Source organism: Coleofasciculus chthonoplastes PCC 7420 (assembly GCF_000155555.1).
Classification (GTDB): domain Bacteria; phylum Cyanobacteriota; class Cyanobacteriia; order Cyanobacteriales; family Coleofasciculaceae; genus Coleofasciculus; species Coleofasciculus chthonoplastes_A.
Map to the genome: position 1 here is coordinate 178,671 of NZ_DS989857.1, position 17,973 is coordinate 196,643.

Sequence of the window (17,973 nt, forward strand, 5' to 3'; positions counted from 1 at the left end):
CATGAGACGCCACACACTTGTTGTTTTAAGCATCACTACTGCGGTCTTTGGCTTAGTCCCCCTTGCCCAAGCTCAGTCAGACTCACCGTTTAGCGCTAATGACAATTCGGTTACGTTATCCGGTGAATCCCTGCGGACTGTACAACGTCGCAGTCTATCCAAGGATTACCGTTCTTTCTTCAATACCAACTCGCCCATTGCTCCAGATGCAGCAGGAGTGAATTCTACAGATTCAAGCTTTGCCATTAGCGATCGCCTACGAATTGTCGTTGGAGATACCCTCAACTCTGGTGATCCCCTTGACCTATTTCCGGCTGTGGGAGAAGAGGGAGATGTTCAGCGACTCAAGTTACAAGTGCCGCTTAGGGAATAATTAGTCATAACTATTCTCAAATGACATCCGCAAAGTCGCGCAAAATTATTTGATAACTATTGCCGATGTCATAGCCGTAAAAAATAGAAGACAATTAAGAAACAACTCCAACACAAACAACTAATCTGGGCTAGTACGGTGAGAAATGTTCCTGGTTTCTCAAGTCTACTAGCCTATTCTCTTGGGTAAGCTGTTCGGTATTTAAACCTTAATATCAATAACGGCGAAAGCCTTGTAGTGCGTTTAGCGAAGCCATGCCGCAGGCTTTAGCGAAGCCATGCCGCAGGCTTTGCATCTTGCTCGCTACTAATACCCAATTTAAATGCATGACAGCTTAGCCTGGAAATAAATGAATTAACTCTTTGAACCCGTTTCAACGGGTTTGGTGCTTTTAGCCCCAACTTTAGTTGAGGGCTGAAGTCAGCGACATTCCCCTTAAGTCCTTTGTCACTATGCAAATTCCTAAGCAACTTTGGCAAGCGTCTCCTATCTTATTATCCCTGCTGGGTGGTATCCTCATGGGATTAACTCCATCCCCTGTAGAAGCCTGGTCTTTGGCGTGGATTGCTTTAGTGCCTTTATGGTTCTTAGTCGTCACCCGTCAAAGTCTGCGCCAGACGGCTTTATATGGTTTCTGCTGGGGGATTGGTTATCAAGGGTTAGCCCTATTTTGGATTACAGGTGTTCATCCCATGGATTGGATGGGAGTACCCTGGTTAGCCAGTTTAGCGATCGCGCTTTTTTGCTGGGTGTTTATTACCCTCTGGGGGACGATTCTGGTGGTGCTGTGGGCGGTGGGTATGACGGCGTTCAATTCACTCTTAAATCGTCAAGGTGCAAAGTTTAGGACAGTTACTCGCGTCTTAGTTGGAATTGCCCTCTGGTGTGGTTTAGAAGCCTTCTGGACTTTAGGAGATCTCAATTGGACATCTCTGGCTTATACCCAAAGTCCCCATAATTTATTGATTTTACACCTGGGTCAGATTTCGGGTCCGTTTACAGTAACCGCCGCCGTTGTCGCGGTGAATGGGTTAATCGCGGAAGCGGGAATTAGTTATTTCTCTAATCAAAACAAACGAGTCACTGGATCTAATGCCAAGCAGAAATTTATCCTAGCTTTAGGACTACTCATCGGGTTCCATCTGATTGGTTTGGGACTCTACAGTCGTCCGCTGATTCAACCAACTCAAGCCGCCTTCAAGGTTGGTATTATTCAAGGGAATATTCCTAACACAATTAAACTTTACCAAGATGGTTTGAGTCGGGCAATTGAAAATTATACCAATGGTTACAAAGCGTTAGCGGATGAAGGAGTAGAAGCTGTCCTAACACCGGAAACGGCTTTGCCATTTATCTGGGATGAACAGGTTAACCAATTTCGCTCACCCGTTCCCTTTTATCAATACAAACTCGATCGCTTTAAAGAGGCTATTTTAGACAAAGGTGTACTGCTTTGGCTGGGGGCGTTTGGTGAAAAAGGAGATAGCCTGACGAATAGTTTATTTACGATTACAGGTACAGGGGAAACCATCAGCCGCTATAACAAAGTGATTCTCGTCCCGTTAGGCGAATATATTCCCTTTGAGGAACTATTGGGTAGTTTAATTGATCGCCTTTCCCCCTTAGATGCCCACTTAGCCGCAGGTCAACCCAACCAACAGTTTGACACACCGTTTGGTCGTGCGATCGCGGGGATTTGTTATGAGTCAGCGTTTGCCTATCATTTCCGCCATCAAGCCGCTAGGGGCGGTGAGTTTATTCTCAGTGCTTCCAATAATGCTCATTATAGTGAAACCATGCCCGCCCAACACCACGCCCAAGATGTGATGCGTGCTATTGAGACAGATCGGTGGGCAGTACGGGCAACGAATACAGGCTATTCTGGCATTGTCGATCCTCACGGGAGAACCTTATGGCTTTCTGGGATTAATACTTACCAGATTCATGCGGCTACAGTTTATCGGCGACAAACCCAGACGCTGTATGTACGCTGGGGTAATTGGTTAACGCCAACATTAATAGGATTAGCAATTTTAGCGTTTATCGTGAGTCGCTAATCTTGTTTGTAGTAGGCGCTTGATTCGCCCCTGGCAAGAGGACTAAAGTCCTCACTACAAACTGGATGTTGCCCCTAAATCCTTACTCACTTAGGATAGCTGATCTGATCTAGTGACACAAGAGAAAGAATTGCTATAGTAGATTCATCGACCAAAATGTAGAGATTTATAAGTCTCAATTCCTTAGTCTTGGCGTTGTGCAGCTACCTGACAATGACGACATTCTTTGATGCTTTCATTTCTTACGGACGAGCGGATAGTAAAGCCTTTGCCCAAAAACTGCAAGCTCGTTTGGATGAACAAGGGTTTAAAGTCTGGTTTGACTTCAATGATATTCCCTTAGCCGTCGATTTCCAGAATCAAATTGATGATGGGATTGAGAAAGCGAGCCACTTTCTGTTCATTATCGCGCCTCATTCGGTCAATTCGCCCTATTGTCTCAAAGAAATCGAATTAGCGATTAAACTGAATAAACGCATCATTCCCTTGTTACATCTGATGCAAATTAGCCCGGAAACCTGGCAGCAACGAAATCCCAATGGTACGCCGGAAGAGTGGGAAGCTTACAAAGCTAAGGGGTTACACGAGAGCTATCAGAATATGCACCCAACGATTCAAAAGCTGAACTGGGTGTATTTCCAAGAGGGGATAGACGATTTTGAAAAATCTTTCGCTGACTTAGTTAAGTTACTCCGCTCTCATCACGATTATGTGGAGAAGCATACTCGGTTTTTACTCAAAGCATTGGAGTGGGAGCGGAATAAAAAACAAACTAATTATCTGTTAACGGGGGAAGAAAAAAAGCAGGCAGAAGCTTGGCTCAAGATCCGGTTTAAAGATGAACAGCCGCCTTGTACGCCGACGAATTTGCATTGTGAATACATCACTGAAAGCATCAAAAATGCTAATAACTTGATGACTCAGGTGTTCCTGTCGTATGCCGATGAAGATAGGACAACGATGGAGAGGATTCGCAACAGTTTGAGGCAGGAAAGTATTACCGTTTGGACGAATACAAGCGATATTCAAACTGGGGAAGCTTTTGAGGAGGCGATTAAGCGGGGAATTGAACAAGCGGATAACTTAGTTTTGTTGCTCTCACCTGAGTCAGTAAATTCGACCTATTGTCAGCAAGAATTAGACTTAGCCTTGTCACTACACAAGCGAATTATTCCGGTGTTGGTGCGCGAAATTGAACCCAATCAAGTGCCAACTGGACTGCGGGATTTGCAGTATATTGACCTCACGGATAATGTAAAAGAGGATGATTACCTGCTTGATGAAAGCCAACTGTTGAAGACGTTGCATCAAGATGCGGCTTACTATAATGAGCATAAAATTCTACTCACTAAATCGCTGAAGTGGCAACAGCAGCAAAAGAATCCCAGCATTCTGTTGCGAGGGTATAATCTGCACAGTGCGGAGGCGTGGTTAAAGGTAGCGCAGAAACGAACCCAGCATCCACCCACACCGTTGCAGGAAGAATTCATTGCTGAAAGTCTGCGACAACCGCCATTAGAGTCGCTGGATGTGTTTATATCCTATTCCCGTGCGGATTCAGATTTTGCTCGAATGCTGAATGATGCATTACAGATGCAAGGAAAAACGACATGGTTTGATCAGGAAAGTATTGCATCGGGGAGTGATTTCCAAGAGGAGATTTATCGGGGAATTCGCGTTTGTGACAATTTTCTATTTATTCTCTCACCGCGTTCTGTGAATTCTCCTTATTGTGCGGATGAAGTGGAATATGCGGCGAAGTTGAATAAACGCTTCGTGACGGTGTTGCATCAGCCAGTAAACACGGCAGAATTGCATCCGGAATTAGCCAAGGTACAGTGGATTGATTTTAATCAGAATCAGCGAGATTTTAATGCTAATTTCAACCAATTGGTGAGAACTCTCGATACGGATAGAGAACACGTTCACAGTCATAGCAAATGGTTACAGCGGGCGTTGGAGTGGCAGCAGAAAGGTAAAAGTGCTGATTTGTTGTTGCGAGGGAGTGAATTTGCCGTTGCCGAGAATTGGTTACAGGAAACAGAGCAACAAAAGAAAAAGCCGACGGCGACTCTATTGCAGAAGGCATTTATTCAGGCAAGTCAAAACGCGATCGCAGCAGCAAAGGAAGCAGAAAAACGCCGACAAGCCGAAATGCTGCGTTTGCAGGAGGAGCGGATGAAGGAAGCGGAAGCACGATTGGTAGAACAGAAAAAAAGTGCCAGACGACAAAAGTACTTTTTTATCGCAATCGGTATAACATTTATGGCTCTTGTTGGCGCAGCCGGGGTGGTTTGGGTTCAGAGAGAACTATTTCAAGACAGTCAAATCAGTTCGGTGAGCCGCTTTTCATTGCTACTCTCTAAGACAGATCAAAAGCTTGACGCTCTGATTGAAGCGATTCGGGCAGGTAAATCGCTGCAAGAACGGCGAGTCATCCCGGTACAGCCAGAAACCCGGAATCATGTTTTGACCGCATTGCAGCAGGTTGTTTATCAATACGGATTCAGAGAAAGAAATCGCTTGGTAGGGCATAAATATGGTGTCTGGGGCGTCCGCTTCAGTCCCGATAGCAAAATGGTTGCCTCGGCGAGTGGGGATAGAACAGTCAAACTCTGGAGCCTCGATGGTAGGGAACTCGCAACCCTCAACGGACACAACAGGCAGGTTAATAGCGTAGCTTGGAGTCCTAATGGTCAGACAATTGCCACCGCTAGTAACGATCAGACTGCCAAACTTTGGAGTCTCGATGGTAAAGAACTCGCAACCCTCAACGGACATAACCATCAGGTAAAGAGCATAGATTGGAGTCCCGATGGTCAGTTCCTTGCCACTGCTAGTGAGGACGAAACCGTCAGACTCTGGAGTCGTGATGGCAAGCTACTCAAAACCTTTCAGGGGCATAACAACGCCGTTTATAGCGTCAGTTTCAGCCCTGACGGTCAGACGATTGCCTCTGCTAGTGAGGACGAAACCGTCAGACTCTGGAGTCGTGATGGCAAGCTACTCAAAACCTTCCAGGGGCATAACAACGCCGTTTATAGCGTCAGTTTCAGCCCTGACGGTCAGACGATTGCCTCTGCTAGTGGTGACAACACCGTTAAGCTCTGGAGCCGTGATGGCAAGGTACTCAAAACCTTCAAAGGGCATAACCAGCCAGTCAATAGTGTCAGTTTCAGCCCTGACGGTCAGACGATTGCCTCTGCTAGTTTAGACCAAACCGTCAGACTCTGGAATCGGGATAACGCCATCCCAGAACTTACCCTTAAGGGACATGAAGATCAAGTCAATAGTGTCAGTTTCAGCCCTGACGGTCAGACGATTGCCTCTGCTAGTTTAGATCAAACCATCAGACTCTGGAACTTTGGCGGTAAACAACTCAAAACCCTTAAGGGACATACCAATACGGTCAATCATGTCAGTTTTAGCCCCGATGGCAAGACGATTGCCTCTACCAGTGCTGACAAAACCATCAAACTTTGGAGCGTTGATGGAAGACAACTCAATACCCTCACTGGGCATAGTGATCTGGTCAGGAGCGTAGTTTGGAGTCTCGACGGTCAGACCCTTGCTTCTGCCAGTGCTGACAAAACCATCAAACTCTGGAGCGTTGATGGAAGACAACTCAATACCCTCACTGGGCATAGTGATCTGGTCAGGAGCCTTAGTTTTAGCCCTGATAGCAAGACAATTGCCTCTACGAGTTGGGACAAAACGGTCAGACTCTGGAATCGGGACAAAGCGATCTTACAACTTACCCTCACAGGGCATAACAATGACGTCAATAGTGTCAGTTTCAGCCCTGATGGTAAGATGCTTGCCTCTGCCAGTGACGACAAAACTATCAAACTCTGGAGCGTTAATGGGAAGGAACTTAACAGTCTCCAAGACAATGATAAAGTCTATAGCATCAGTTTCAGCCCCAGCGGTCAGACCATTGCCTCTGCGGGTGAGGACACAACTGTTAAACTCTGGAGCGTTGATCACAAGAGAGCCAAAATCATCAAGGGACACAGTAAGCCAGTCTATGACGTCAGTTTCAGCCCCGATGGAGAGACAATTGCCTCTGGTAGTTGGGACAAAACCGTCAAACTCTGGAACAAAAAGGGTCAAATTATGCAAACCCTTGAAGGGCATACTAATTTGGTCTTTAGCGTAGCATTCAGCCCTGATGACAAGATGCTTGCCTCTGCCAGTGCTGATAATACCGTGATTCTGTGGAATTTGGAAGATTTAACTCTAGATTCACTCATGCAGGATGCTTGTGATTGGGTGGGGGATTATCTGAAGTACAATGCCCCAGAGAATGATAAGCATCTCTGCGATAATTAGGTATTAGGTATTAGGTTTTGAGTTGTCCTGTGAAGCCGTGCTGTATTATGAGGTACAAAGATCCCCGACTTCTTGAAGAAGTCGGGGATCTGGCTGGGATACAATCAAGCAATTGCAGATTATATGTGGCTCGGATTTGAGCGGCTTGTAGCGCTATTGTTTGGTCAAATTCGACAAATTCAATATCGTAAAACCCACCCAGACAACCGTTAAACCCAATTGCCAACTAATACAAACGGTGTCCAGAAATAGGGATGTTTCCGATATTTTGGATCTTGTAAAATCAGTAATTGAGCGCGACGCAGGGCTTCAGCCTTACTCACTTTATCCTCAGTGAGTACCTGATAAAATTTCACCATCAGATCCGCCGTCGTCGCGTCATCCACTAACCACAATGTGGCTATCGTACTCCTCGCCCCCGCTCTCACGGCGACACCAGCTAATCCCAATGCAGCGTGATCATCGCCTTTGGCGGTTTCACAGGCACTGAGTACCAGTAATTCAATGGGATTGGTGCGACGCAAATCCGTGGTTTTGAGCAAGGAACTCAATTCATTCACATTCAGCTTATCATCCCACGTAATAATAAAGGTTCCCTCAGCTTCTGAACTAAACTGACCGTGGGTGGCGAGGTGGACAACGGGAAATGATACGTTACCCATCGTATTTTCTAATGTGGATTTGGTAAACTCCTGATTGAGTAACAATTTCCCTGGCATAAACGATTGAATTTGTTGGAGTTCGATTTTTACATTGGGGAGGGCGGAAAAGTCTAGGCGGGATTCGGAAAGTCCAGCCGTTAACACTTCAAGCTTTTGTTCGGTAAGCGGTGTGGACTCTAACAATTCTAACCCTGGAGTCAGCGCGATCGCATAGTTTTGCAGTAAGAATTGATCCCCGTCGTGTAACGCCGCCATCGGGATATTCCGCAGCGTGCCATTCAATACAAAGACTAGGGTTTTTACCTCACTTTGGGCTAAATCGGCGGCGGCGGGTTTGATAATCCAGTCATAGACTTTCCGGGCGAGGGGGAGAAATCGTAAGCTGGTACGCTGGGTTAAGCCTTGACGTAAGTCCTCTAATGTGCTTTCTAATTCAGTTTTGGAGACAAAGGTGGTGTAACGGCGTAAGGGTTGATTGGGTAAATGAACAATGATTTCCAAGCGATCAGATAGGATAATCGGGTAAAGTACGGCAGCTTCTTGGTCAATCGTATCAATATTTACAGGTTGAGCCGTGATACAATCCGCTTGAAAGAAGTTATCCAATTCGGCAACTTGGAGTAATTCAATCACCTGACGGGCTTGTTCGAGTTGTTCTGGACTCACTTGAGTTTCATCTTTTGGTAATAGCAGTTCGACTAACTCCCGGTAGATGGGTTCAACCTGTTCCCGGAAGGAATACTGAACATTAGAATTAACCGCAACTAAATCGCTACGCAGGGATTGCAGTGTATCCACCGCCCCTTGATAGGCGGCAATTGCCCCTTGAATATCGCCTTGCTGTTTGAGTAAGCGCCCTAATTGCCATTGCCAAGGATACAGACTATCCCAGGCTTCAATTGCTTGGGTTTGAATTAAAGCTTTTTGGGTTAATTCTTGGGCGGGTTGCAGTTGATTGGTTTGTTCGTAGAGATGTCCCAGAGTTCCTAATGCATAGGCGTGGAGGCGTTTATCTTCCAGGGTTTCCGCCTGCTGGATAGCTGTTGTTAGGATTTGGGCAATGTCTTGGTGTAGAGACGCACCATGGCGCGTCTCTACTAATTTGATTAGACTTTCGGCAAAATTAATTCGAGATGTAATCGCTTGATCTGAAAGGGGTAAACGGTTGAGTTGGCTGTGAATTTGCGGGACTAAGGTTTGCGCTTGTTGGTGATTTCCGGTTTCAATAAGTAAGCTGAGTTGATTGAGTTTTGCCCGTAATTGGATAAAGGGAGATGGGGCTGCGGTTATCGCTTGTTCATAGAAATCCAGGGCGGCTTCAACTTGCTGCTGTTGACGGGTGGTATTGGCAAGACTGAATAAGGCGGCGCTGATATCAGAGGGGGATTCTAACTGGCGGGCAATTTGTAAACTTTCGTCTAATACCTGACGGGCTTGGGGCAAGTCGTTTACGAATTGTAACACTTCCCCGAGCGATCGCAAGCCGACGGCTTTGGTGAGGGAATCGGGTTGATTGTCGAGGGTTTGTCTGACTTGTTTGAGTAACTGTAATGCCCGTCGATGAAATCCCAGGGCTTGCATGGCTTGCGCCTGATTAATTTGGCTTTTAAGTTCACCAGTTTTATCGCCTAACTGATTGTACAGGGCGGTGGCTTGTTTCCAGGTGGCTAGGGCTGATTCGGCTTGTCCCTGATTCAGTTGTAAACTCCCCTGAATTGTTAGGCTTTGGGCTAAGACGTTGAGGTGATGGGTAGATAGGTTGCGGTTAGATTCAGGTTGCAGCAGGGTTAAGCTTTGGGCAATGGCGTCATTTGCCTCGGACCATAAGCTGAGTTGGTGATAGGCTAAGGCGAGATTACTCAGGACTGTGGCTTGCTTAAGGGTATCGCCTTGGGTTTGATAGGCTTGGGCAGCTTTTTCCAGGAGTTCTACAGCGTTAACATATTGACCTGTTTCGTAGAAGGTTTTCCCTTGTTTGACCCAGGCTTCCGGGGAGGAGTTAGCGGTTGTTGTCTCAATGGCTGCGGGTTGGGGTTCGGGTTGTCCGATTCCGGTTGCGGATACGGGGGAAATGACTATACATAAAATGGCGGTGATGCTGGCTAAGACTAGCCATGAGATGCCTTGTTTTATGGCGCTAAAGCGCTTACTACGAACTAGGGCGCTAAAGCTTTTAATACGAACAGGTCGATACCATTTGTTTTTCATACTATTTTATCCCAACAAGATTATTATGTTATAGGGGTACGACATTGTTTATTCTTGCTCCCCTCTCCCCAGAGTGGGAGAGGGGTTGGGGGTGAGGGGTATTGCTAATACTAAATCTAAGTAAGTCACCCCCTTATTTATTCTGCCTCCTGCCTTTTTAACTACTCGCAAAAATGAGGATAGACTGGGGGATTTGCAGAGGTCGCGTCCGTGGCTTCCGCCGTTAGGATAACATTACCTTGCTCATCTATTATCCATCCCTTAGCTTCTACAATCTGGCGTGGTTGAGTTGGGTTATCGGGCATAGTTGCTGTATTATTCGGGTTATCACTATTGTTTTCTGGCGACTCCAAGGAAATCCAATCGGCAAATACTGCTTCTCCTCGGAGTAACTCATTGGGTTTAGGGGGCAAACCGCCGCGTCCTGTTACAACAAAACTACTTTGATTGAGTCCAGCATCAGCTTGACACACTTGACCGACTAATCCTTGCACATCTATCGGTTTAGTCGGTAATTGATTTAACTCCCGACTGGGATCAACATCAGGGCTATTAATCTCCACAGTACCGTCTAACCCAAATCGAGAACTGGCAGTAATATCGCTTTTGGGTGTGCGCTGGGGGCGGAATTCCAACCCAAAGATATTTTGGGCGGTGATATTAATATTTCCGCCATCACCCCCAAAGGCATCAGCTACAATGTCGCTGTTTTCGTCTTCAATCGCCACAATGAATTCGGTGTCAATCGTAATATTTCCCCCATTGCCTTGACCCCCCAAAGCTTCTGCCGAAATCAGACTATTGCGGCGCATTTCGATTAAATCTTCTGCTTGAAGATTGATATTACCGCCTTCACCCGAAATGGTTCTGGCAATTAGCGACCCTTGGTTATCAAGCTGGATGGAATTAGCGTCAATCCACATCGTACCAGCATTTCCGGTGGCTTGATCACTAAACTCAACCTCTAGCCCCAACCCAAAACTCAAGGAATTAGCTATAAGCTGCGTATCATCCGCTATCGTTCCCGTGGCTACAGTTATCCTTGCTCCATCCTCAACCCTCAATTGATCAGTTTTGACCTCTAAATCTCCCGCATTTCCTGTACCAAATCCTTGAGCATATAAACCACTAGGAAACCCATCGATTGAACGCCCCATCAAATTGATGGCTTCAGTCGCATTAACTTGTAAATTTCCCCCTTGCCCTGCACCAAAGGTGGAGGCGGATATAAAGGCACCATCTTCTATCCGTAACTGTCGGGTATTCACCAATAAGTTACCCGCGTCTCCCGCATCAGGTGATAGGGAAAAGGTATCGACCGAAATTGCGCTGGGAATCTCACCGACGGCGGCTTTACCAATAATATCTATCGATTCCGAAGCATTCACGGTTAAATCGCCACCATCTCCTTGGCTAAAGGTGGTTGTACCAATCGCACCGCCATCGCGAATCATCAACCGTTGTGTATTCACAAAGATATTTCCAGCATCACCGGTGCCTCTGGCGATATTACCAATGGCACTAGGAAAGTTGCCCTCTGGTGTTGTGCCAATAATATCGATCGATTCCGCCGCATTTACCGTCACAACTCCCCCATCACCGCTAGATAAAATTGTTGAGGCTGAGACTAATCCGCCATTGCGAATAATCAGTTTGTCTGTATTTATGGTTAAATTACCAGCATCTCCCAATCCGTTGGTTTGCGAGAATAAACCACCCGCATTATCGGGGGATGAACTGCCAATCACTTCCACTAAATCAGCATTTATGGTTAAATTTCCACTGTCACCCTGACCGATGGTATTGGTGGTGACTCGACCTAATTCTTGACTGAATAATCGTCCCGTTTCAATGTCGATATTTCCAGCATTTCCTGTGCCGATAACTGTTAGCGCATACAAACCACTCCCGGAAATTTGTGCTAATGCGGGGTTTTCGGTAGAGTTTAACGCGGCGGCTATGGGTGCTGATATGTTCTCCGGGAGACTATCTAGTCCTGCCAATAACGCTCTAAACACGTCTTGGTTGACTGGATTACTCGATAGTCCCTTAAATTCTACCGAATCGGCGGTTGTCACTTGAAAATCTCCCCCATTCGCTGCACCCAACGTGGCGGTAACAATGCGAGCGCTATTAGTTAAGGATAGGGATTTGGCATCGATAATAATGTCACCGCCGCTTGTACCAGGTTCTTGAGTGATGCTGATACTGCTAATCAGGTGATCATTGACCAATATCGTGCCATTGCTTCTCAGGTTAATCATACCAGCTAACCCGCCCACCGACAGGATTTGAGACGTGGTAATGTTATCCTTTGCCTCTAGGAAGATATCGCCACTTCGGGTTAAGCCAGAGGGATTGAGTAAACCATTCAGCGCGATCGCACCTTGACTGCTGAGTTGAATTTTTCCACCTAATGCGCCTAAGGAGAAGATATCAGACGTAACGATATCCCCACCTCCAATCAGGGTAATATTGCCACCATTCCCTACCTGAGAACTCGCGTTTATTGCGCCATTGACTGTCATCCTGTCTCTGGAGTCAATCGTGATTGAACTGATAGTCGCCGCCGGATTATCTGGATTCGGACTAATCGCCACTCCGGAAACACCATTGATGATAATTTCGCCACCAGGTAAGGATAAATTCGGTTGGTATTGATTGGTAATCAAGGCAACACCATCAGGGGCATTGAAAAAGATACCACCAATTGTCATATCGGCACTTGTGGGAATCCCCACGGGATTGGGTAAAGGTGGAACAATAATCCCTGTGGCTGGGATACCCTGAATATCTGGGATATCAAACGCCGTTGTTCCCGCCCGAATATCTAACGTGGGTTGAGTTTTCCCATCAACTAATATAGTTGTGCCATCTGACAGGGTAATGTTCTCAACAATACCATTAACCGGGTCAGCCGACTGGATAACAACATCCCCTGGAATCGTCACACTTCCACCTGCTAAAATATGTAGTGAAGCGCCCACGTAGCCGCCTAAAATCACATCCCCACTGGCACGAATCACTGGGTCTTCTAGACTGGTTAATTGTCCCAGATTTCCGGCTAAATCTTCAATCCGAAAACTACCCCCAGTTGTATAATGAGCATTACCTTTAATTGGATTATCTGAACGCAAGACTAAATCCCCACCAGAAAATAATCCACTATCGGGATGATTTAACGCCGAAATCGTCAGATAGTTCGCCCCTTCCACCTCTAACTGATTCCCCGCCGCCGCGATAAAGGGATTACTGATTGTCTCCTGCATCATTACCGTATCTGCGGCGATTAGACTGATATCTCTTCCAGCTTGCAGTTGACCCTCTAAATTTAGAGTCTGGGCGGCTAACCTTAAATCTTGCCCAACATTTAAGTAACCTGAATTACGAATAGAAGCATCGGGCTGATTGTTCCCATATTGCAATCCCGGCGTGACATTAATGGTCAGCAAAGGTGGGGCTTCTGGGTTAGTTGCACTAAACGTCAAGCCATTCTCAAATACCACCGCATCGGCTGTCGTTCCCACAAAAGAACCCGCTACATCCAGACGCGCCCCTTCACCAAAGATAATCCCATTCGGATTGAGTAAATATAACGACGCTTGTCCATTTACGCCCAAGGTTCCTAAGATGTCCGATATATCATTCCCCGTCACCCGGCTGAAAATTGTTTCAATCCCCGCCGGATTAGCAAAATAGACCCGCCCTCCTTCACCCACATTAAATTCTATAAAACTGTGGAACAGATTTGTATTACGAATTGCCCCCCCTTCAATTAAATCGGCGGGCAACCCTTTGATATCCACATTGGGTGTCACAATAGACTGTTCAGCGTCTAAAGTGGTGTCGGGAGTAATTTGGGCAACGACTGGAGTTTCTAAGCCAGCCATTATCCCACCTATCGCTAACCATCCCGCTAGCTTGATTTGGCAATTTGTAGGCATTTGGTAAATAGTCCCTCCCAAAAATGTCAATAATGTAACCATTAATTTGAATTATCTACCTCCCTAGGATAGAGTGAATTGGGTTAATCCGCGACTGGGGTCAATATTGGGCGTATTCAGTACCACATCCCCTTATAAGCCAAATCGTGAACTAGCTGTAATATCACTTTTCGGCGTCCGTTGGGGACGAAATTCTAACCCAAAGATATTTTGCGCGGTGATATTAATATTACCACCATTGCCGCCAAAAGCATCGGCGACAATATCGCTATTTTCATCTTCAATAGCGACAACAAATTCTGTATCAATGTCAATATTTCCCCCATCACCTTGACCGCCAAATGCTTCTGCCGAAATCAGGCTATTGCGGCGCATTTCGATTAAATCCTCTACCTGAAGATTGATATTCCCGCCCTCACCGGAAACTGTTTTGGCAATCAATGCACCCTGATTATCCAAGGTAATCGTATCCGCCTCAATCCGCATCCTACCTGCATTCCCTGTCGCCGCATCAGCAAATGTGATATTCAATCCCGCACCAAAGCCATAGGTGCCACTACTAAACCGGGCTAAATCCTCCTCCGTTGTCCCCGTGGAAACCGTTATCCTTGCCCCATTTTTCACCACCAGTTGTGGTGTTTCCACCTCTATATTATTGCCATCACCAGCACCAAACCCTTGAGAATATAAGCCACTCGAAATCCTCCCGGCTGATGTACCATTCAATTCAATAGACTCGGAAGCGTTAACCGATAAACTCCCAGCTTCACCCACCCCAAATGTGGACGCCGATAGAACAGCGCCATCTCGAACATTCAAGCGCTGAGTATTAATGGTTAAGCGTCCTCCCCGACCAAATTCTATTGTATCTGTCGATATACCACTAGGAATACCCCGGATAGCAGATACGCCGAGCACATCAACCGATTCAGCCGCATTAATGGTTAAATTGCCAGCATTTCCTACGCTAAACGACGTCGTACCTATTCCTGCACCATCTTGCACAATTAAGCGGCGGGTGGTTAGGGTTAAGTTTCCCGCATCACCTGCACTGCGAGTTCCCGCCCCGATAAAAGAAGGATACTGCTCATCCGGAGTTGTACCACTCAATTCTATGGAATCGGCAGCATTTATAATTAAATCTCCCCCCTGACTCGGACTCAGGGTTGTGGTTGATATTCCTGAACCATCTCGGATGGTTAAACGTCCGGTATCAATTTGGATATTTCCGGCATTACCTGTGCTGTAGGATTGAGTATATAAGCCACCCGGAATATTGAACGGTGTCGTGCCAATTAATTCCACCGAATCAGTAGCTTGTATCGTTACATTTCCCCCTTGTCCTTGACCAAAACTATAGGCGGATACTTCTGCGCCATCTTGAATCATCAATCGTCCCGTTTTCATCGTCACATCTCCGGTTCCACCTGTACCGATGGTGAAGGTTAATAAGGAACTGGCTGGACTATTCAGGGGTGAACCGGGCGCATTGATAATTGTACTTTGAACCTCTGGCGGTAAGGTAGCAACAAAGTCTTCCAGAGGTGGAATGGCGGTAATTAATGTGTTCAGTAATCGACTATCGGTTTGGGTTCCCCTAAGCTGAATCGTATCCGAAGCGGTTATGGTTAAATCTCCGGCTTTAGCCGCGCCCAAAGTACCGACAATGAATTGATTGGTAATCAAGGCAACACCATCAGGGGCATTGAAAAAGATACCACCAATTGTAATATCGGCACTTGTGGGAATTCCCACGGGATTGGGTAAAGGAGGCAAAATAATCCCCGTATTTGGGATACCCTGAATATCTGGGATATTAAATGCTGTTGTCCCCGCCCGGATATCTAACGTGGGTTGAGTTTTTCCATCAACTAATATAGTTGTGCCATCTGACAGGGTAATGTTCTCAACAATACCATTAACCGGGTCAGCCGACTGGATAATAACGTCCCCTGGAATCGTCACACTCCCTCCCGCCAGAATATGCAGAGAAGCGCCCACGTAACCCCCTAACACTACATCCCCACTGGCGCGAATAACCGGATCTTCTGGACTGGTTAATTGTCCCAAATTCCCCTCTAAATCTTCTATCCGAAAACTACCTCCGCTTGTATAATGAGCATTCCCTTTAATCGGATTAGCTGAACGCAAGACTAAATCTGCACCGGAAAAGAGTCCACTATCCGGATGGTTTAACGCTGAAATCTCGATACGGTTAGCACCTTCTACCTCTAACTGATTAAGAGCCGCCGCGATAAACGGATTGCTGATTGTATCCTGCATTATTACCGTATCTTTGGCGATTAGACTTACATCTCTTCCAGCAGAAAGTTGACCTTGTAAATTCAGATTACCTGCGGCTAAGGTTAAATCTTGCCCGACAACTAAGTTCCCCCGATTGGTAATAGACGCATTTGTCCCATTGTTGCCATATTGCAAGCCTGGGGTTACATTAATTGTCAGTAAAGGCGGGGCTTCCGGGTTCGTTGCGCTAAACGTTAAGCCATTCTCAAATACCACTGAATCCGCCGTAGTTCCCACAAAAGAACCCGCTACATCCAGACGCGCCCCTTCACCAAAGATAATTCCATTAGGATTAAGTAAATATAACGACGCTTGTCCATTTACGCCCAAGGTTCCTAAGATATTCGATATATCATTCCCCGTCACCCGACTGAAAATCGTTTCAATCCCCTGAGGATTGGCAAAATAGACGCGCCCCCCCTCTCCCACATTAAATTCTAAGAAACTGTGGAACAAATTCGTGTCGCGAATTGCCCCCCCTTCAATCAAATCCGCCGGAAGCCCTTTAATTTCAACATTCGGTGCAACGATAGACTGTTCAGCACCTAGGGTAGTATCCGGTTGAATCTGCGCTATTGCAGGTGCAGCGACAAGAGCGATCGCGCCCCATCCCACTATAATCAGGCTGAACCCCCATGGTCTATGCCCTAACCCCTGGCTTGCCATATCCGTTAGATGGTAGATGATCTTGAAGAAGGCATCATTATACCTCAACTCACGTCTAGAGCATTTAAACCGAGAGAACAGGAAACGGGGAACAGTAAGGATTTGACACTTGTTAACATTTCTTAGTAGAGCGGACAGAATTTATGTCCAGGTACTTATAAGCTAAAGCTTACGGGGTAAATCTTTGAACCCGTTTTAACGGGTTTCAGCTTTTAGCCAGAACTTTAGTTCTAGGCTTAAGGAGCGTGCTTAACTAATGCGATCGCGCCCTTGGGATACCTTAAGATTAAGCAGGGATAATCCCAGAATTACTAAAAATAACACTAATCCAATCGTGCAAGCATAACCGATTTCCAAATCCGCAAACGCTTGCTCATACAAATAATACACCACCGTTTTGGAACTATTACGCGGTCCCCCTTGGGTCATGATATAAACTTCTTCAAACACCTTCGTCGCCGAAATCGCCGAAATGACGGCAACCAAAGCCAAATAGGGACCCATTAAGGGAACCGTAATATCCCAATGTTTCCCATACCCATCCGAACCATCCAACGCCGCCGCTTCATAGAGTTGGTCAGGAATCGATTGCAAACCTGCCAGATAAATCACCATGTAGTAGCCTAACCCCTTCCACACGGTAACAGCCATAACACTAAAAATCGCCCAATCTGGACTCGTCAACCAGGGAATGCCCTCTTTAAACCCAATCCAACTGAGTATCTGATTAAATAAACCATTTTCCGCATAAAGCCACCGCCAAGCAATTCCCGCCACCACCATTGAAACTACCACAGGCGTGTAATACGCCGCCCGAAACCAGCTTATCCCGCGCAGTTTCTGATTGACCAAAATCGCTAATCCTAAGGGAAGTGCGACTAAAATTGGCACAACGCCAATCAGATATAACACCGTGTTCCCCACCGTTTGCCAAAATACTCGGTCTTTTCCCAAGCGTTGCAGATTCGTCAAACCCACCCATTCAGGCGTTTGGGTCAAATCATAGTCGTATTGCGTAAAACTCAGGTAAAAGGCTTGACAAGCGGGCAAAAATACGGTTAATCCCAAGATAACTAGGGCAGGGAGCAAAAACAGGTACGGCGTAAACTTGGGCGGGATGACAATTGAATCCTTTAACATCTGACATGCAAATTATTACGGAAAACGAAAAATTAAACATTACACTGTAGCCTAGCTAACAGTTTCCTCTTCTTAACCTTAGTCTAATCTTATTAGTTACCTGACCATAACCCAATACGCCCTTATCTAAGCTGGCGACGTGGGTGGTGAGGTATTGGCGTTCTCATCTAGGCAAGTCTAAATGTAAACCTCCGTCTCAATCCTGGATATCTGTGCCAGTAGTGTTAGATGGGAGGTTGCTGACATAAGCTTATGCAGTAAGCGATGCGATCGCATACTACAGGCTT

7 protein-coding genes are annotated in these 17,973 nt (G+C 46.2%); 3 read left to right on the forward strand and 4 right to left on the reverse strand.

The features are described from left to right. Position 1: 1 nt before the first annotated feature. The 3 genes from MC7420_RS22765 (at position 2) to MC7420_RS22775 (ending at position 6,762) form a co-directional block, all read left to right on the forward strand. Positions 2-373, forward strand: a complete 372-nt coding sequence (locus tag MC7420_RS22765) for a hypothetical protein (protein ID WP_006103140.1) — start codon at positions 2-4, stop codon at positions 371-373. Between the two features lie 452 nt (positions 374-825). After that, a complete protein-coding gene (gene lnt, locus MC7420_RS22770) occupies positions 826-2,430 on the forward strand; it encodes an apolipoprotein N-acyltransferase (RefSeq protein WP_006103315.1) in 1,605 nt (534 codons plus the stop codon). A 213-nt stretch (positions 2,431-2,643) separates the two neighbouring features. Further along, a complete protein-coding gene (locus MC7420_RS22775) occupies positions 2,644-6,762 on the forward strand; it encodes a TIR domain-containing protein (RefSeq protein ID WP_006103290.1) in 4,119 nt (1,372 codons plus the stop codon). A 209-nt stretch (positions 6,763-6,971) separates the two neighbouring features. Here MC7420_RS22775 and MC7420_RS22780 read toward each other — a convergent pair whose 3' ends face one another. The 4 genes from MC7420_RS22780 to MC7420_RS22795 all read right to left on the reverse strand — a co-directional run bounded on the left by MC7420_RS22780 (position 6,972) and on the right by MC7420_RS22795 (position 17,686). Next, positions 6,972-9,632 (reverse strand): CHAT domain-containing protein, encoded by a 2,661-nt coding sequence (locus MC7420_RS22780; protein WP_006103168.1) that lies wholly within the window; start codon positions 9,630-9,632, stop codon positions 6,972-6,974. A gap of 161 nt (positions 9,633-9,793) precedes the next feature. Beyond that, on the reverse strand, positions 9,794-13,576 hold the full coding sequence (locus tag MC7420_RS42805) for a two-partner secretion domain-containing protein (RefSeq protein WP_232231761.1): 3,783 nt from the start codon (positions 13,574-13,576) through the stop codon (positions 9,794-9,796). Positions 13,577-13,708: 132 nt separating this feature from the next. Further along, positions 13,709-16,546: a two-partner secretion domain-containing protein gene (locus MC7420_RS41750; RefSeq protein ID WP_083799127.1), complete on the reverse strand. Its 2,838-nt coding sequence runs from the start codon at positions 16,544-16,546 to the stop codon at positions 13,709-13,711. A gap of 249 nt (positions 16,547-16,795) precedes the next feature. Continuing rightward, entirely contained in the window at positions 16,796-17,686 is an 891-nt protein-coding gene (locus MC7420_RS22795; protein WP_006103316.1) for a carbohydrate ABC transporter permease, read from the reverse strand. Positions 17,687-17,973 lie beyond the last annotated feature (287 nt).